This is a genomic window from Streptomyces sp. VNUA24 (genome assembly GCF_029167005.1).
Classification (GTDB): Bacteria; Actinomycetota; Actinomycetes; order Streptomycetales; family Streptomycetaceae; genus Streptomyces; species Streptomyces scabiei.
The window spans coordinates 5246181-5263856 of the sequence record NZ_CP119143.1 but is presented as its reverse complement, the minus strand read 5'-3'; the positions used below and the strand labels follow the sequence as shown (position 1 = coordinate 5263856).

The 17676-nt window shown below is 67.3% G+C and carries 12 protein-coding genes and 1 pseudogene; 10 read left to right on the top strand and 3 right to left on the bottom strand.

Annotated features, from left to right (window positions below):
- Nucleotides 1–35: 35 nt before the first annotated feature.
- The 6 genes from PYR72_RS22380 to PYR72_RS22355 all read left to right on the top strand — a co-directional run bounded on the left by PYR72_RS22380 (nt 36) and on the right by PYR72_RS22355 (nt 8461).
- Complete coding sequence (locus tag PYR72_RS22380) at nt 36–200, top strand: hypothetical protein (RefSeq protein ID WP_190152738.1); 165 nt, start codon at nt 36–38, stop codon at nt 198–200.
- The gene (locus tag PYR72_RS22375) at nt 197–2254 is read left to right on the top strand and encodes an AAA family ATPase (RefSeq protein ID WP_275456957.1); all 2058 of its coding nucleotides are present in this window, start codon (nt 197–199) and stop codon (nt 2252–2254) included. The genes PYR72_RS22380 and PYR72_RS22375 overlap by 4 nt, the downstream gene beginning before the upstream one ends.
- Nucleotides 2254–2718: a DNA phosphorothioation-associated protein 4 gene (locus PYR72_RS22370; protein ID WP_275456956.1), complete on the top strand. Its 465-nt coding sequence runs from the start codon at nt 2254–2256 to the stop codon at nt 2716–2718. The genes PYR72_RS22375 and PYR72_RS22370 overlap by 1 nt, the downstream gene beginning before the upstream one ends.
- Before the next feature lie 163 nt (nt 2719–2881).
- On the top strand, nt 2882–5539 hold the full coding sequence (locus PYR72_RS22365) for a hypothetical protein (RefSeq protein ID WP_275456955.1): 2658 nt from the start codon (nt 2882–2884) through the stop codon (nt 5537–5539).
- Nucleotides 5540–5592: 53 nt separating this feature from the next.
- Nucleotides 5593–7989 (top strand): UvrD-helicase domain-containing protein, encoded by a 2397-nt coding sequence (locus tag PYR72_RS22360; protein WP_275456954.1) that lies wholly within the window; start codon nt 5593–5595, stop codon nt 7987–7989.
- A gap of 58 nt (nt 7990–8047) precedes the next feature.
- Nucleotides 8048–8461: a hypothetical protein gene (locus PYR72_RS22355; protein ID WP_275456953.1), complete on the top strand. Its 414-nt coding sequence runs from the start codon at nt 8048–8050 to the stop codon at nt 8459–8461.
- Between the two features lie 111 nt (nt 8462–8572).
- Here PYR72_RS22355 and PYR72_RS22350 read toward each other — a convergent pair whose 3' ends face one another.
- Entirely contained in the window at nt 8573–9739 is a 1167-nt protein-coding gene (locus tag PYR72_RS22350; RefSeq protein ID WP_275456952.1) for a pyridoxal phosphate-dependent aminotransferase, read from the bottom strand.
- 110 nt (nt 9740–9849) lie between these two features.
- Nucleotides 9850–10665 (bottom strand): annotated as a pseudogene (locus tag PYR72_RS22345) (aminotransferase class I/II-fold pyridoxal phosphate-dependent enzyme); the annotation flags it as partial.
- A 267-nt stretch (nt 10666–10932) separates the two neighbouring features.
- Here PYR72_RS22345 and PYR72_RS22340 point away from each other — a divergent pair.
- From PYR72_RS22340 to PYR72_RS22330, 3 genes are all read left to right on the top strand, one after another.
- Nucleotides 10933–11280: a hypothetical protein gene (locus PYR72_RS22340; protein ID WP_275456951.1), complete on the top strand. Its 348-nt coding sequence runs from the start codon at nt 10933–10935 to the stop codon at nt 11278–11280.
- A gap of 145 nt (nt 11281–11425) precedes the next feature.
- On the top strand, nt 11426–12118 hold the full coding sequence (locus tag PYR72_RS22335) for a response regulator transcription factor (protein WP_275456950.1): 693 nt from the start codon (nt 11426–11428) through the stop codon (nt 12116–12118).
- Entirely contained in the window at nt 12115–13602 is a 1488-nt protein-coding gene (locus PYR72_RS22330; RefSeq protein WP_275456949.1) for a HAMP domain-containing sensor histidine kinase, read from the top strand. The genes PYR72_RS22335 and PYR72_RS22330 overlap by 4 nt, the downstream gene beginning before the upstream one ends.
- A 114-nt stretch (nt 13603–13716) precedes the next feature.
- On the opposite strand, the gene PYR72_RS22325 is transcribed toward PYR72_RS22330, so the two are convergent.
- Nucleotides 13717–15885, bottom strand: coding sequence for an MMPL family transporter (locus PYR72_RS22325; protein WP_275456948.1), 2169 nt, complete (start codon nt 15883–15885; stop codon nt 13717–13719).
- A 406-nt stretch (nt 15886–16291) separates the two neighbouring features.
- Here PYR72_RS22325 and PYR72_RS22320 point away from each other — a divergent pair, with 406 nt between their 5' ends.
- The gene (locus PYR72_RS22320; protein ID WP_275456947.1) at nt 16292–17449 is read left to right on the top strand and encodes an amidohydrolase family protein; all 1158 of its coding nucleotides are present in this window, start codon (nt 16292–16294) and stop codon (nt 17447–17449) included.
- Nucleotides 17450–17676: the final 227 nt, after the last annotated feature.

Genomic DNA, 17676 nt, shown 5'->3' with positions numbered 1-17676 from the left:
CAACGCCAGTACAGCCCGAAGTGTGGAGAGAGGTCATGGGAACGACGGAGAGCTTGAAGGACATCATGGACGGCCTGTCGCCAGAGGCCAGGAAGCTTGTGGCGAAGGTGTGGCAACTCGAACGTGAGCACCTGCATGTCAAGAACCCAACCCTGCTCACCGATGAGATCGTCCGTGCCGCCAAGGAGCTGGCCAAATGAAACTGCTCAAGCTCACGTTGGAAAACTTCCGTGTCTTCCACGGCATTCAGAAGCTCGATCTCGAGGTTTCAGAGGACAAGCCCGCTGTCCTTATCTTCGGCATGAACGGTGCGGGCAAGACAACCCTGCTCAATGCTTTCACGTGGGCCTTGTACGGCACATTCTCCGATGACGTGGAGCGCCAAGAGCGTGTGATCAACGACCACGCGTGGGCGCAGACCCCCTTCGGCGGACTGGTCAGCGCTTCGGTGAAACTTGAGTTCGAGCACGAGGGGCTGAACTTCACCGTGCACCGCGCGGTCACCACAACCAAGAACGCTGACGAGCAGAGCGCACTGACCCCGAAGCTCACTGTCACCCAATCCGAGCATGGAGCCAGCACAACGGTCCAGAACGGTCAGGACCGTATCCAGAAGATCCTCCCCGAGGGCCTGCGCCAGTTCTTCTTCTTCAACGGTGAACGCATGGAGCGAATGTTCACCGGCGACCGTACAGATGAGGTCCAGCAGGCGATCAAGACCCTGATGGGTCTGGAAGAGATCGAACGTGCGATCGGTACCCACCTGCCGGCCGCCTCCCGCAAGCTGAGCCGTCAGGTGGGTAGCAACGGCGACGGGCGGCTGCAGGCGCTGACCGCCGAGCAGGACCGGCTGGAGCAGCAGAAGATCGACGTGCACAAGGAACTGCTCCAGCTCTCGGAAAACGCTGCCGGCTATGAGCGCGAAGTCGAGGCGGCAAACCGAGCACTTCTGGCCAACGGTAAGGCCGCTCCGCTGCAGCGCCAGCGGGCCAAACTCAAGTTCCGACTCGATGAACTGGTGGCCAAGCGCATCGAGCGCCAGGAGCGAAAGCGGGACCTCCTGGCCAAGAACAGCTTCCTGGCGTTCACTGGCGGCATCGACAGCACGGTGCTGGACCTGGCCGAAGGTATGCGCAAGCGCCGAGAACTGCCCGCAGGCATCCAGCGTGACTACATCGACGGCCTGCTCGAGGACGGGCAGTGCATGTGCGGGCGTGACCTGCCCGAGGGCTCTGAAGCACGCATAGCGTTGGAAGAACGCCGCTACAACGCAGGACTCGCTGATGTCGAGAGCCGCTGGATGTACCTGCGCGGCAAGACCGCCGATCTCACCCTGGCCCGTGCTGATCTGCTCGCGAAACTGCGTGAGTGCGTCGCCGACATCGAGGACATCGAAGCGTCGATCAAGCAGATCGACGCTGAGATGAGCGACATCGCCCGCGAGCTCGAGGGTGTCGACGTGATGGACGTGCAGCGCCTGGAGGAGCGGCGCAAGGAGTTCGACCGAAAGCGCCTGGACGCGCTGCAACAGCACCGGGAAGCCCAGTCACAGCTAACGGAGCTGGACGAGCAGATCGAAAAGGTGCGGCGGCAGTTCCACTCGGCGCGTGTGCAGGACGAGGAGTCCAAGCGAATCCAGCGTCAGGTCCTGCTGGTCGACGAAGTCCTCGACGCATTCCAGAGGATCTTGGCAGTGAAGACCGAGGAGGTCCGCCAGCAGCTCGATGCCAAGGTCAAGAGCGTCTTCGGACGAATTTGCATCAGGCCCTTCACGCCCAGCCTGACCACCTCCTTCGCCCTTGAACTCGTCAATCACTCGGCGGGTGTCGCGGCGGCCCGCAGTACCGGTGAGAACCAGATCCTGGGCCTGTCGTTCGTTGGCGCCGTCTCCGAATTGACGAAGGAGACATACGACCGCAAGCAGAAGGCCACAGACGCTGTCCTGGGGGGTGGCGGAGTGTATCCCGTCGTCATGGACGCTCCGTTCGGGAACCTCGATGTGGCATACCAGAACGACATCGCCGAGTCGCTGCCGAAGCTGACGTCCCAGATCATCACCCTACTGTCGAAGTCCCAGTCCCGCGGCATGGTGCTGGAACACCTCGGGCAGGCCGCATCGCGCATGTATGTGCTGCGTTCATACACCACGAACTCGGACGCCGACGAGGACAGCATCACCATCCACGGCCGTGAGTTCCCCTACGTCTCACACGGCGAGTTCAACCACACCGTCCTTGAAGAGGTGACTGCCTGATGGCCGTTGAGATCCGGTTCCGGCGCCCTGCCGAACACGAGCAGTTGCTGACCCTCCTCACTGGCAAGGACGGTCCCTTCCGAGCCAACTACGAGGCGCTGTTGTTCGCCGCTGCTCTCGGCCGCAGGAAGGAACGGCGTGTCGAGTTCGAGAAGTCGGGTGAACCGATCCGCTACGCCCTCATTGAGAACCGGCCCTACGGCGATGTGCTCATCGACCTGATCGCCGCTGCCGAGTTCCCCGACGATGCGAAGATCCTGGGTGACGACCGGCTTGCCGACCGATTGAAGATCTTCGAGGACTACGCCAACGGTGGGCTGCACTACCTCCAGGGAGAGATCAACGCTCGGGGCAGCCGGGACCTTGTCGCGATCGTCAGTTCGCTCGTGCTGGACGCGCTCACACCGGCGGCTGACCAGGACGACGACCCCGTCAAGGACATGCTGGACGCCCTGGAGTGGTAGCAGAACGCCGCTGCGGGCGGCCCGTCGGGCGCCCGCAGCGCGCCTACTGGTGTTGAGCTGCAGGTCTTCGCAGCTCACAGAGCCACGGTCCGCCCTCCGGCCCCAGCTGGTTGGCAACCGTTGACCTGAAACACGCCCGAACGCACGAGATGTGGATCCTCACGTGACTGGCCCGATCGAATCTAAGTCCCCCCGCTGTATAGCGCTCGTCGACCTGCTGCCAGCCCTGCGCTGGGGTGATCCACGGCAACTGGGCCCGTTGCTGGAAGACTCCCGCCTGCCTGGCATGTGGTGGAACGAAACGTCGCTCACCGACGTAACGGCCACCATCAGCGTGGAGGAAGTGGCCCACCGCGCTGCACAGGCCCTGTGCGCCTACTGGCCGCACCTGCCACTCGGCGTGGCGCTCCCCAACCTGTGCTTCTGCCCGGAGGGCCAGGAAACCGACTTGCAGGTGACGATCGAGCAAGCGGCGTCGGACGCAGGCGCCGAGGAAGGTGTTGAGGCAATCGCGGGGCTCGTCCGACCGCTCCTTCGCCCATTCGTCAGCGGTGGGCGGAACCTGATGGAACCCATCGCCGCCGCTTCCCGCGACGAATCGGCCGCAGAGCCAGACCTGGACGTCCGCGCTCTCACAAACATGCTGGTACGCCTGCTCCCAGCCGACGCCCCGCCCGCTATCCGCGCCGCCGTTGACACCCTGCGAGCTTGGGCCCAGGAACACCCAGAAGAGGAGAGCAGCGCCTCCGCCCGGGACGCAGATGAGCAGAGCGAAGCGACGCCTGGTGCGAAAGCCGGTCCCGCAGCCGAGTCGACACTGTTGGAGGAGCCGCTCGACGCGCTCGAGAGCCTCATCAACGACTGGGGCGAACGTCAGCTGTCCGTCGCGGCAGGACGTACCTTCGGCCAGAACCGGATCTCCTTGGAGACCCTTGGCGAGCAGTTCGGGGTGAGCCGGGAGCGAGCCCGGCAGATCCAGGTCGAGCTGGAGAAGAAGCTCCAGCTGTGGCTCCACTCAGGCGCCGGCCAGCCGTTCCTCGGCCACCTCCTCGCTGTCCAGGAACTTCTTGGACCGGTGGCCACCGAGACCGAACTACGCGAACTCCACCCGGTCCACGAACTTGCCGTCCCCGCTCTCGGCCTTCCTCTCTGGCAGCTCATTGCCTCCCTGCTTCCCGACCGCACCTGGACGAGCGGCTGGCTGGTGGAGGGCGATCTCGACGAGCGCATCGAACAGACGCGGGCAGAGCTGACACGTCGCTGCAGTGAGTCGGCCCCGGTCTGGGCCGAGGTTGTGGAGCTGCTAGGGCAACTCGGCATTCGCGAGGCAGCCGCGGAAGAGTGGCTACTGGCGGTCAAGGGCTTCCGCGTCACCGAAGGACACCTGCTGCCCTGGGGCCGCTCTGTCAACGACCGGGCCGAAGCGGTTCTCATGCTCGTCGGGTGCCCTCTCGCGATGGAGGACCTGCTGGCACGCCTGGACGACGGAACGGCGCTCGCCAGCCTGCGCAACCAGATTCAGACCGACGACCGCTTCATGCGGCGCGACCGGGATCTGTACGGCCTGCGGCGTTGGGGCGGTGTCGAGTACCTCGGCATCCGAGAGATGATCATCCGGGAACTCGAATCCGTCGGTGGCGAAGCCAAGTCCGAGGACATCGTCACCTCGCTCTGCTCGCAGTTCGACGTTTCTGACAAGTCCGTGCGCGCCTACCTCGCCGCTCCGGAATTCGAGCGTTTCAAGCGAGGCTGGATCCGCGTAGCGGCCTCCACCGAGACCGGCGCGGCCGATTACCAGCCGCGACGCGACGTCGCACAGACCCGGCGCTGTTTCCAAACCGGCCAAGGCACCTGGTGGTACCGACTCGACGTGAACGGCGAACACCTGCGCGGATCTGGGTTCACCATCCCGGCCGGCTTCGCCGCGCACCTGGGCCTCGCTCCCGGCGGTCGATTGGAACTGTCCCACGACGTCGGTGACATCCAACTCGTCTGGCGCAACCAGCCCAGCTGCGGTTCAATCCGCCCCCTGCTCGAACGCATGGATGCGGTCGAGGGGGACCACGTCTTCGTGGCGGCAAAGGACGGTCGCCTCAAGGCACTGCGCCTGGCCGACGAACCGGAACTCAACCTCACGGACACGCAGCGAGCCCTACGACTCATGGCCCTGTCCGGCCAGGTCACGGAGAAGGACATGCCCGCCGTTCTGGGCCGACGCATTGGTCTCGCAGACGCGACGACCATGGATGACGTGCTCGCGCACCTTCGAATTCGAGGCGACAAGGACATCCTGGAACTATTGAGCGAGCAGTACGAGCCCGGGCTCAGCGGTACAGCCGCACTGGATGAAGAGTTGAGCGTCCCGGAAACGCCCACAGGAGAGCTCAGCAGCGCGCCGACTCCCCAGCACAGTGCGCCCGATCCGCAGCCAACAGTCAACACTGAGAATGCGGCCAAGCAGCCCGCCAAGGCTGAGTTTCGGGACCCAGCGTGGGACGAAGAGGTCATCCCACTGCTCGACGAGGACAGCGAAGCCGACCTGATTCGCCTCGCCCAGGCAGTCGCCAACCGGGGCAAGATAGCCCCAGTCTTCGGTTTCGAGCTCGGCGAAGGCGGCTGGCAAGCCGACTTCGCCTGGGATCAGGACACCGCCAAGGTCGCCGTCGTCCCCGCAGCGCAACACGGCCGCACCGACCCAGAAGCCGAGCGCCGGGACGCCGCCTACCGGGCCGCAGGCTGGACCATCCGCAGCGCCGTCGACTGGCTCGCCCAGTTCGACGAGCTGCTCGTTCTGCTCCCGGACGCGGTTGCCGGCAGCTGAAGAGGCGCCAGCACGCCATGTAATCCCATCGACGACCTGGAAGGCGCCACCTGATGACTGCCCGGCTCAGCCTGTACCAGAAAGCCGAGCAAGAGCTCTACAAGCTCGACCGCTCGGTGAAGGCCAAGTTCTACGATTTCTCCCACCGCTTCCGGGAGAACCCGCACAGCAACGGCCTGCAGCTGAAGGCGCTCAAGGGCGACTCACAAATCTTCTCCGCTCGGATTGACGACTCCTACCGCGCCTTGCTCACCCGCACCGGGACGGACGAGACGGGGGATGAGAGTTGGCTGGTCATCGCGGTCCGACACCGGCGAGACGTCTACGAGCAACTATCCGTCGCCATCAACCGCGTCTCCGGAGAGATCGAGTTCGTCGACCTCTCCGTCGTCGGCGAAAGCGCCCTGCGCCGCGCCGGCATCCAACTCGTCCCGGCCGAACCTGACGCGACCACCGCCGCAGAGGCCGAAGCCGCCCCCGCCTCCGGACCGGATGCACAGCCCGACGCCGAGCCGACTGCCCCGGCAACTCCGCTGCTTGCCGGGCATTCCCATCAGCTGCTCCGCGAACTTGGCGTCGCTGAACCCCTCATCGACCTCGCGCTCACCCTCACCGACACTGCCGACCTCGACCGCCTGGTAGCGGGGGCACCGCTGCTGTCCCAGGACGTCCTGTACGGCCTGGCCGCCGGAATGAGCCCGGACGAAGTACGTGCCGAGATCACTGCTGCGGTTGCCTCAACCGACCAGATCGACCTCGGAGACTTCGGCGCCGCCCTCGCCCGCACCACCGTCACCACCATCGATGACGCCCTGCAGAAAGTCCTGGAAGACGGCGATTTCCAGGCATGGAAGGTGTTCCTCCACCCCACCCAGGCTCGACTGGTCGACCGCGACTACAACGGCCCCGCCCGCGTCTCCGGCGGCCCTGGCACCGGCAAGACCATCGTCGCCCTGCATCGGATCCACCACCTCGTACAGCAGTTGAAGCCGGGCCGGGACAAGCCCATCCTGCTGACAACTTTCACCAAGAACCTCACGGCTGACCTGCGGGCTCGCCTCACCGATCTCATCGGGGACCCTGATCTCCTCGCCCGCGTGGAGATCGCCCACATCGACGAACTCGCCTACAAGGTCGTCAGCGAGAACTCGCTCTCGGGCCGCGTCAAGCGCCGCGTCGATGACCGCACGGCCCTCGCCGAGCTGCGCACTGTGCTCGCCGAACTCGGTCAGCAGGGATCCTGGGAACCCGAGTTCCTCATCGAGGAGTGGGAGCAGGTCATCCTCGGCCAGTCCGTGGCCACGCGCACCGCCTATTTCCAGACGCGCCGAGCCGGTCGTGGACGCGCGCTCACTCGCCCCGAACGAGCCGCCGTCTGGAAGATCCTCGACGAGTTCACTGCCCGCCTCGACAAGAAGGACATCGAGACCTGGGGCCAAGCCGCCGAACGCGCCGCCCGCTACGAGATGGAGCGCGCCGCGCGTATCCAGGCCCGTCAGGCGTACAAGGATCAGGTCGGCGGTCGCGACCTGATCCACCGCGACGCCGAGGCATCACTGAGCGACCTGAAGTACCGCTACAAGCACATCGTCGTCGACGAGGCACAGGACCTGCGCGCGGCACACTGGAAGATGCTGCGAGCCATGGTCGCCCCCGGCGACAACGACATGTTCATCGCCGGCGACACGCACCAACGGGTCTACGACAACCATGTCTCCCTCGGCTCTCTCGGAATCAACGTCAGAGGCCGCTCCGCCCGACTGTCCCTGAGCTACCGCACCACGAAGGAGATCCTCGCCCGTGCCCTGACGGTCATGTCCGGCGAGACATATGACGACCTCGACGACGGAACCGACACACTGTCGGGCTACCGCTCCGTTCTGCACGGGCCTGCCCCCGAGCTTTTCGGCTACACCACCTGGGAAGAGGAACTCGACGGCCTCGCTTCCACTTTGCGTGCCTGGCGCGACGAGCTTGCCACCGATGAAAGCGGTGCGGCACGCGACTTCCGCGGTCTGATCGCCGTAGCGGTCCCCGACCGACACAAGGTGAGCCAAGTGATCTATCACCTCGCCACGAAAGCGGGCCTCGGCTACGCCCAGCTGACCTCGGACGGCCCTCGCGGTGACGGCGAGATCCACGTGGGAACCATGCCCCGCTTCAAGGGGTTGGAGTACCAGCGCCTTGTCATCGTGGGCGCCAGCGACAGGCTCGTTCCGCGCTTGGATTCGATCGATCGGTACCGCACCGAGGATCCGACACGCTACCGCCGGGAGTTGCGCAAGGCCCGCTCGATGCTGTTCGTTGCCGCCACGCGCGCCCGTGACGCCCTCACCATCACCTGGCACGGTGATCCCAGCCCGTTTCTTGCGGAGCCAGAGACTGAACGGAAGAGCCAACGATCGACCGGTCGGCGCTACCCTCTGGACGAATCAAATCCGCAAAGATAATCTGGAGTTAGAATTTTTCTTTGACTTCAAGTTTGGGGGGATCCTTATGGCTACACCTGTGTTCGACCTCACCGCAGTCGACGCTGGCAGCCAGGTCGAGAGCTGGGAGGAGCTGCGGCATGCCGTCGAAGAGTCAGGCGGCGTTCTTCGCGTCGTCATGTGGCTTCTGCGTGACCTAGAGCAAGCTGGCCGCCTCGGCGTTCATGTCCGTGCCAGCATCAGTCGACGCCTCGACGGTCTCGGACTCGCCCACCTGCCTGCCGATATTCCCGGTGAGCAGTACGCCGTCATTACGCTCTACAAGCGCGGCACTCCGGCTGCCGCAGTCGTCGACGCCGTGTTTCGCGACGGCAGCAGCAAGGCGGCCGAGGTCGCACTCCGCCGCATGAACACCTCGCGGGACGCTGAGAAGCTCCAGGTCATTACCGAGAAGGTGGAAGAACTCGCGAACATCCTCCTCGACGAGGAGTAGGAGTGCCGCCAGCAGTTCGGTCTTACGTTACTCAACGCGAGACCGAGCTCTCGGCGACAGGGAATGCGCGACACCGCAACATGCGAACCCACCAGTCAGCCGATGCCGGAATCAAGGCTCGAGGCGTTGCAGCCGACTGGCAGCCTTGTCGAGGACGTCGTCCCTCTTGCAGAAGGTGAAGCGCACCTGGCTGCGGCCGGCGTCGGGGTCGTCGTAGAAGACAGAGTTGGGGATGGCGACGACGCCGCAGCGTTCGGGGAGGGCGCGGCAGAAGGCGTAGGCGTCCTTCTCCCCGAAGGGAGTGATGTCGGTGGTGATGAAGTACGTGCCCTGGGGCTGGTAGACCTCGAACCCGGCCGCGCGCAAGCCGTCGCCGAGCAGGTCGCGCTTGCGGCGGAGGTCGGCGCGGAAGCCGTCGAAGTACGCGTCCGGCAGGCGCAGCGCCTCGGCGATCGCGTACTGGAACGGGCCCGCGCTGACGTACGTCAGGTACTGCTTTGCGGTTCGGACGGCGGAGACGAGCGCTCCGTTCGCCGTCACCCAGCCAACCTTCCATCCAGTGAAGGAGAAGGTCTTGCCGGCCGAGCCGATAGTGACCGTGCGTTCGCGCATGCCGGGCAGGGCCGCGACGGGGCGGTGGGTGCCCTCGAAGACCAAGTGCTCGTACACCTCGTCGGTGACGACGAGCAGATCGTGCTCGATGGCGAGTGCGGCGATGGCGCTCTGTTCGTCGGCGGTGAGGACCATCCCGGTCGGGTTGTGCGGGGTGTTGAGGAGAAGGACGCGGGTCCTGGGTGTGATCTTGGCGCGCAGCTCGTCCAGGTCCGGGCGGAATGACGGTGCACGCAGGGTGAGTGGCACGCGCTTCGCGCCGGCCATCGCGATGCAGGCGGCGTAGGAGTCGTAGAAGGGCTCGAAGGCGATGACCTCGTCGTCCGGCTCCAGCAGCGCCAGCATGGTGGCGGCGATGGCCTCGGTGGCGCCGGCCGTGACCAGGACCTCTGTGTCGGGGTCGAAGGAGAGGTCGTAGAAGCGCTGTTGGTGGTCGGAGATCGCGGCGCGCAGTTCCGGGATGCCAGGGCCGGGTGGGTACTGGTTGCCCTTCCCCTCCCGCAGGGCGCGGACGGCGGCCTCGCGGATCTCCTCGGGCCCGTCGGTGTCCGGGAAGCCCTGGCCCAGGTTGATCGAGCCCGTCGCGGTCGCCAGTGCCGACATCTCCGCGAAGATCGTCGTTCCGAGTCCGTCCAGCCTGCGGTTCAGCAGCGGCCTGCCGCTCATGTCTCCACCATCCTCACCTCGGGTACCCGCCGATCCTTCGGGACCATCCTTGCCGATGTCCGACCAGACGTTCACGCGGCCAGCATCCAATAGGTAGGCGAAAAAGCCTTGACCCAGCCCACCTTCCACCCGGTGAACGAGAACGTCTTGCCCGCCGAGCCGATGGTGACCGTCCGTTCCCGCATTCCCGGGAACGACGCCAACGGCAGGTGCTCGGCGTCGTCGAAGACCAGGTGCTCGTAGACCTCGTCCGTCACCACCAGCAGGTCCCGCTCCACCGCCAGCTCGGCGATCGCGGTCAGCTCCGCACGGGTGAGGACGGTGCCGGTCGGGTTGTGCGGCGTGTTGATCAGCAGCAGCCGGGTCCGGTCGGTGACGGCGGCCCGCAGCTCGTCGAGATCGAGCCGGAAGCGCCGCTCCTCGCCCGTGTCGCCCGTGTCGGCGGATCCCCCGGACGGCCGTAGCGTCACCGGTACGCGCGTTCCGCCCGCCATCGCGATGCAGGCCGCGTACGAGTCGTAGTACGGCTCCAGGGCGACCACCTCGTCGCCCGGCTCCAGCAGCCCCAGCAGGGCGGCCGCGATGGCCTCCGTGGCGCCCGCCGTGACCAGGACCTCCGTGTCCGGGTCGAACTCCAGCCCGTACCGTCGCCGCTGGTGGTCGGTGATCGCGGTCCGCAGCTCGGGGACGCCCGGCCCCGGCGGGTACTGGTTGCCCCGGCCGTCGCGCAGCGCCCGTACGGCGGCTTCGCGGATCTCCTCGGGGCCGTCGGTGTCCGGGAAACCCTGGCCCAGGTTGATGGACCCGGTCCGCAGGGCGAGCGCCGACATCTCGGCGAAGATCGTCGTTCCGAACTCGGCGAGCCGCCGGTTCTGCGCCGGACGAGGCGTGCGGGCGGAGCTTGCGCTGGAGGTCATGGCCGTCATCCTGCGCCGAACCTCTGGAGTTCCTCAACTTCGCTTTGACCGGTGAGACGGGCGGGCATCCCCCCGTCACGCAGGACTCATGGGGGGCCTGCAGGGGGAGTGAAAGGCAGGTCCGGAGATGGACGTCGTCTTCTTCGTCATCGTGGGCGCGGTTGTTCTGATCAGCGTTGTTTCGAGTGCGGGCCGCGGTTCGCGGACGGGCCGTCGGCGCTCGCACAGCTGGTGGGCGGACGGCCGCTCGTCGCACCACCGCAGCGGGGGATCGTCGTGCGGCAGTGGGTCCTCGTGCGGTGGCGGGTCCTCCTGCGGCGGTGGGTCCTCCTGCGGTGGTGGTGGCGGTGGCTGCGGCGGCGGCAGCTGACCGCGGCGCCGCGACGTACGGGGGGTGTGGTCGTGGACGAGAACATGAGGCTGCTGGTCGCCGTCTGGGCCGTGTACGCCGTGGTCATGACGGTGATCGTCGTGGTGGCCCGCAGGCGCGGCCGACGGCGCAGCTGGTGGGCGGACGGCGGGAGATCGCCGGACGGTTCGTCGAAGGGCTCGTCGGGTGGCTCGTCGTGCGGGGGTGGGGGCGGGGGCTCCTGCGGCGGTGGCTGCGGGGGCGGAGGGGACTGAGCGCCGGGTGCGATGAGGTGTCCGTGAGAGCGCGGTCCGCAGCGACGCTCTCATCCTGGCCTCCGGTTGGGCGCTCTAATCCTGGCCTCAGGTTGGCCGGGGACAATGAGCGGCAAAAACATCGACCGTAAGGGGGCGGGCCGACGTGCGGATCATGATCGCGGATGATGAGGCGGCCATCCGTGAGTCGCTGGAGCGGGTGCTCCAGGTCGAGGGGTACGACACCAGCACCGTGGCCAACGGTTTCGCCGTGCTCGACGGGGTCGTCGGGGCCGGCGGCGACACGCTGGATCTGCTGATCCTCGACGTGATGATGCCCCGCCTCGGCGGGCTGGAGACCTGCCGGCGGTTGCGGGCAGCGGGCCGGGATCTGCCGGTGCTGATGCTGACCGCCCGTGACCAGGTCTCCGACCGGGTCACGGGGCTGGACGCGGGCGCCGACGACTACCTGCCCAAGCCCTTCGCCACCGAGGAGTTACTGGCCCGGGTGCGGGCCCTGCTGCGCCGGCGCACGCCGGCCGACGAGGAGTCGCAGATCCTGTCGTTCGCCGACGTCCGGCTCGATCCCGACCGGTTCGAGGCGTGGCGTGGCGGGCGGCCGTTGCGTCTGACCCGGACCGAGTTCTCCCTCCTGCAGGTGCTCATGAGCAACGCGACCCGGGTCCTGACCCGCGACGCGCTGTTCGAGGCGATCTGGGGCTTCGACATGAGCGCCACCGCCAACAACCTCCAGGTGTACGTGAGCTACCTGCGCCGCAAGACGGAGGCCGAGGGTGAGCCGCGCCTGATCTACACGCTGCGCGGCCTGGGCTATGTGTTGCGGGAGACCCCTCCGTGAGCGGGCCCGCCGGCCGGGAACCGCGCCGGCTGACCCGATGGTGGCGCCGGCGGTCCCTGCGGAGCAGGCTGACGGTGATCGCGGCGACGGCCATCGCGGTCAGTGTGTTCGTGGCCTTCCAGGTGGCCAGCGAACTGATGGACCGGGAACTGCGGGACACCGCGGAGAAGCAGCTGCGCGCCGACTCCCGCGTCGTGGCGACGAACGCGGAGCGCGCCGGTCTGGCGCAGGTCCGGCTACCGCCGTATCCCGGGTCCGGTCGGCTGGTGCGGGTCATCCTGCCCGACGGCTCGACCCGGACGCCGGCCGGCCAACCCGCGCTGCCCCCGGTCGGTGAGCACGCCGGGCGCGTGGCGCGAGGCGCGTCGGCCGACCTGATGGAGTCGCACGACGGCGACGAGGACGGGTACCTCATCTACACGCTGCGGGTGGGCGACGGCGCGGTCCAGGTGGCCCAGGTCGCCGACGACGGCCCGGTCAACCAGTTCGGGTTCGGCATGCTGCTGATCGGGCTGCTCTGCGTGGCCGGCGGCGCGCTGGTCGGGCGGACCGTGGCACGGGCCGGGCTGGCACCGATCGACCGGCTGACCGCCGCCGCGGTACGTGTCGCGCACACCCGGGATCTCGACGCCGGCATCCCGGACGAGGGTGGTGGGGAGATCCGGCGGCTGATCCGGTCGATCAACGACATGCTCGCCGCGCTCCGGGACTCCCGGCGGGCCCAGCGGCTGCTCGCCGAGGACGCCGCCCACGAGCTCAAGACCCCGCTCACCAGCCTGCGCCTCAACGTCGAGCTGCTGATCCGGCTCGACCGGCGCGGCACCCTGGACAGCGCACTGCCGGCGGAGAGCCGGACCCGGCTGCTCAACGATCTCGGCGCCCAGGTGGCCGAGTTGAGCACCCTTGTCGCCGAGCTGACCGACCTGGCGCGCGGTGACGTCAGCGACGAGAACACCGAGTTGCTCGACCTCGCCGACGTGGTGGTGGCCGCCGTGACCCGGGCACGTTCCCGTACGCCCGACGTCGAGGTCGTGCTCGACGTGACCTCCGTGTGGGTGAGCGGGCGTCCCGCCGCGCTTGAGCGGGCGGTGCTCAATCTCATCGACAACGCCGGCAAGTGGTCCCCCATGGACCAGCCGGTCCAGGTCCGGCTCCGTGCCGAGGACGCGTCGGTGGTGCTCGAGGTCGACGACGCCGGGCCGGGCATCGACGCCGCCGACGTACCGCGGGTGTTCGACCGGTTCTACCGTGCCGACAGCGCCCGGGCGTTGCCGGGATCCGGTCTGGGGCTGTCGATCGTGCAGCGGGTCGTCGACGCCCACGGCGGCCGGGCCGGCGTCGCCCGCTCCGCACGCGGTGGCGCGCTGCTCCGGGTCGACCTTCCGGCCGCGGCCCCGCCCGCCCAGCCCGACCCGATCGCCCCGCCCGCCCCGCCTGCCCAGCCCGCGCGGCTCACCGCCGGGGAGGACACCGCGGTGCGCTGACCCACCTCGGCGGCGCGGCGCAGGGCCAGAGGGCGGCGACCCTCGGGCCGACGAAAAAACCCGGGACGGGCCTGGGTCCCAGGCCCGTCCCGGATCTCGTCCGTGCCGCCGCGCTCACCGTTGCAGCGCGGGCTCCTCGTCCTCGGCGGGCGACTGCCGACGGACCGGTGGCTCCGCCGCCGGCCGGGACAGCCGGCTCGGCCACCACATCCGCCGGCCGATCAGCAGGGTGAGGGCGGGCACCAGGACCGACCGCACCAGCAGGGCGTCGAGCAGCACGCCGAAGGCGACCAGGAACCCGACCTCGATCAGCATCACCAGCGGAAGAGTGGCGAGGACCGCGAACGTGGCCGCCAGGACCAGGCCCGCCGAGGTGATGACGCCACCGGTGGCCGAGAGGGCTTTGAGCAGGCCCTCCCTGGTGCCGAGACGCACGGCCTCCTCCCGGGCCCGGCTGGCCAGGAAGATGTTGTAGTCGACGCCGAGCGCCACCAGGAACAGGAATGCCAGCAGCGGCACCGAATAGTCGATGCCCTTGAACCCGAGGATGGTGTCGAAGACGAACACGCTGCCGCCGAAGGCCGCGGCGAACGAGACGATCACGGTGGCCATCAGGACCAGCGGGGCCAGGATCGCGCGCAGCAGCAGCCCGAGGACGATCAGGACCACGACGAGCACCAGCGGGATCACCAGCTTCTCGTCGCGCCCCGTGGTCACCTCGGTGTCGAGGTTCTCCGCACTCGGGCCGCCGACGATCGCCTCCGCCCCGCGCACGGCGTGCACGGCGGTACGCACCCGCACAATCGTGTCGTACTCCGCGGCGGTGTCCGGCGCGTCCTTCGGGAACACGGAGATGTTGGCCCAGCCACCGCTGGTCTGCTCCGGGACGGCCAGAGCCACCCCACGGGTGTCCTTGACGATGTCGAGCACCCGCTCCCGGTGCTCCGGCCGCGTGAAGACCGTCATCGGCTGGCCGCCCAGCTCCGGGAAGTGCTGGCGGAGAACGGTGAAGCCGGTGACCGACTCCGGCGCGGACAGGAACTGGTCCTGCTCCCGCAGGGCGCCGGTGTTGCCCGCCAGCCCGAGGGCGAGCACGCCGAGGACTCCGAGCGAGCCGAGCGTCGCCACCCACCGGCGGCGGCCGATGGCGGTGCCGAGCCGCCCCCACAGCCCCGGCTTCTCCTCCACGGCCGTGCTGAACCGTGGGACGGCCGGCCAGAAGATCCGCCTGCCGAGCACCACGAGCACCGCCGGGAACAGCGTCAGCATGGCCACCAGCGCGCACAGGATGCCGGCCGCACCGATCGGGCCCAACCCGCTGGTGCTGTTCAGGTCCGCGACGAGCAGGCAGAGCAGGCCGGCGACCACGGTGGCCGCGGACGCGACGATGGCCGGCGCCGCGCCGCGCAGCGCGTGGACCATGGCGACCCGGACGTTCTCATGGTGGTGCAGCGCCTCCCGGTATCGAGCGATGAGCAACAGCGCGTAGTCCGTGCCGACGCCGAACACCAGGATCGTCAGCAGCGCCGAGTTCTGGTCGTTGACCACGATGCCGAAGCCCTTGACGAGCAGGTAGACGGTCCCCATCGCGGTCAGCGCGGCAGCGCCGACGGCCAGCAGCGGGATGATCCACAACACCGGGCTGCGGTAGGTGAGGATGAGCAGGAGCGTGACGACGACGATGGTGGTGAGCAGGACCTGCACGTCGATGCCGTCGAAGACGGCATCCATGTCGCCGTCGATCGCGCCCGGGCCGGTCACATCCAGCTCCAGGCCGGAGGGGCGGTCCTTCGCGGCGTCACGCAACGGGCCGACGATGTCCTCCGGTGCGCCGTAGGCCGTGCTCACCTCAAGGGTGAACATCATCGCCTTGCGGTCGGTGGAGGGACTCGGTGATGAGCCCTCGTCGCCCTCGTCGCCCTCGTCGCCCTCGCCGGCCGCAGCCGTCGCCTTCGGCGGGTACCGCTTGGCAAGGGTGTCGTAATGGCGCTCGACCGTCGCGCGGTCGGCGCCGGTCATGCCGCCGGCCCGGTGGTAGACGAAGACGAACGTGTTGCTGTCACCACCGGGGAGACGGTCGTCCAGCACCGCCGCCTTGGTGGACTCGGCGCCGGCCGGCAGGGTGTCCACGGCGCTGTCGGTGGTGACCGAACTCAGCTTTCCGCTCAGCGGCACCATGCCGGCCGCCAGCACCAGCCACAGGCCGATCACCAACCAGGGCACCCACCGGCCCGCCAACCGACCGGCCGGGGACTCCCCGGACCGCGCTGCGTCGACTGCCATCACTAGCCTCCTGCATACGGGTTGCATCGCTTGTCTGGATGCCGACTTCCTACGGAGCGAACCTGAGACGACCGTTAATGCGGTGCTCAGGCCGGTCGGCCGAACCATGTGTCCAGCGCCCGCACCGGCGTGGTGGCGTAGAGGTCCCCCCCCCGCAGCCCCATATGCGCACCGATCACCGGAGACCGGGCGAGGTCGAACCGCGACGGTTCGAGGACGGGCTCTAACGCTCGTCTCAGGTTCGCTCGGTAGGAATTCGGCATCCGGACTAGCGATGCGGCGGGACCGGCGTGGTCGGTGTCGAGGTCGAAAACGACGAACGGTCGATCCGAGGTATCTCGCAGACGGATGCCGCACGGATGCCGCACGGATGCCGCATCACACAAACACCTGAAAAGAGACTGACATGAAGCCCATGGGACGCCGCGGCTTTCTCACCGCCGCCACGGCACTTGGCGTCGGTGCCGGCTTGTCCACGCATGTCATTGTCTCGGCAGCGAACGACAACGAGACTTCGGGCAAGAACTCGGGCAAGAACTCGGACAAAGCTTCGGACAAAGCTTCGGACATTTCACTGCGGGACCAGGACCTGCCCTTCATCGGCACGGAAGAAACCTTTTCCACCCGTGAGTTGATGGTGCTGAACGACAGGCTGTTCCTCGAGGACACCGGTCTTGCCGAGCTCGGCCCGCGCCGCATCGGTGCCATGGACGAGGCGGGGATCAACATCCAGATCCTCTCCGCGCATACGCCTGGTGTGCAGAATGTCAAAGGTCGGAAGGGCATCGACTTCGCGTATCGTCTCAACAAGATGCTCGTCGATGGACCGATGGCCACCTATCCGGGGCGCTTCCAGGCATTTGCCACCTTACCTCTGCAGGATCCGGAGGCCTCGGCGGACGAACTGGAACGCACGGTGCGGGAAGACGGCTTCCTGGGATGCCTGACCAATGGAGTCATCGGGAAGAAATTTCTCGACCATCCCGACTTCGAGCCCCTGCTGGCCCGCGCCGAAACCCTTGATGTGCCGATATACATCCACCCGGGCCTGCCGCCCGACGAGGTTTTCGACATCTATTACAGCAATATGCGGCCGGAATATCAGAAGGAGTTCCAGGACCAGGTCCTCAGCATCTCGGCGTATGGATGGCACCAGGAAGTCGTTACCCAGTGCCTCCGGATGATCACCTCGGGAGTGTTCGACAGGCATCCCAAGCTCCAGATCATCATCGGCCATATGGGGGAGGGTCTTCCGTTCTTCTACGAACGCATCGTGGAGAAAATGAGTGAGGTGACCAAGAAGAGCCTGGACAAGCCGTTCGAGCAGTACTTCCACGACAATTTCTGGTTCACCACCAGCGCATTCCCCCAGACTGAGCTGCTCGATCTCCTGCTGAAGCACATAAGTGTGGATCGAGTGATGTTCGCAACCGACTACCCGTTTGCGAACATGAAAACTCAAACCGACTGGTTCCGGGGAGTCGATCTGCCGCGCGAGGCCAAGGAGAAAATCGCGTTCCGAAATGCGGAAAAACTGCTCGGAATAAAAGTTCCCGTGAAGTGACGCACCTCGCTGGTGGTCACCGGCAACCGTCCTCGTGCGGCGGTTGCGGTGGCGGTGGCTCGCCCGGTGGGGGAGGCTCGTCCTCCTCCTGTGGTGGCAGCGGCGACCGACCCCGCGAGAGACAACCTCTGGACTTGCTCAACTCGGCTTTGAGCGGTCCGCGGCGCGGGAATCCCCGCCACACGCAAGTGAGCGAGGCGCCCACGGGGGGCCGCTTCGGGGGACTC

Excerpts from the sequence above, each read along its gene's own strand:
- PYR72_RS22380 (WP_190152738.1), top strand. The coding sequence starts at position 36 with ATGGGAACGACGGAGAGCTTGAAGGACATCATGGACGGCCTGTCGCCA.
- PYR72_RS22375 (WP_275456957.1), top strand. The coding sequence starts at position 197 with ATGAAACTGCTCAAGCTCACGTTGGAAAACTTCCGTGTCTTCCACGGC.
- PYR72_RS22370 (WP_275456956.1), top strand. The coding sequence starts at position 2,254 with ATGGCCGTTGAGATCCGGTTCCGGCGCCCTGCCGAACACGAGCAGTTG.
- PYR72_RS22360 (WP_275456954.1), top strand. The coding sequence starts at position 5,593 with ATGACTGCCCGGCTCAGCCTGTACCAGAAAGCCGAGCAAGAGCTCTAC.
- PYR72_RS22350 (WP_275456952.1), bottom strand. The coding sequence starts at position 9,739 with ATGAGCGGCAGGCCGCTGCTGAACCGCAGGCTGGACGGACTCGGAACG.
- PYR72_RS22325 (WP_275456948.1), bottom strand. The coding sequence starts at position 15,885 with ATGGCAGTCGACGCAGCGCGGTCCGGGGAGTCCCCGGCCGGTCGGTTG.
- PYR72_RS22320 (WP_275456947.1), top strand. The coding sequence starts at position 16,292 with ATGAAGCCCATGGGACGCCGCGGCTTTCTCACCGCCGCCACGGCACTT.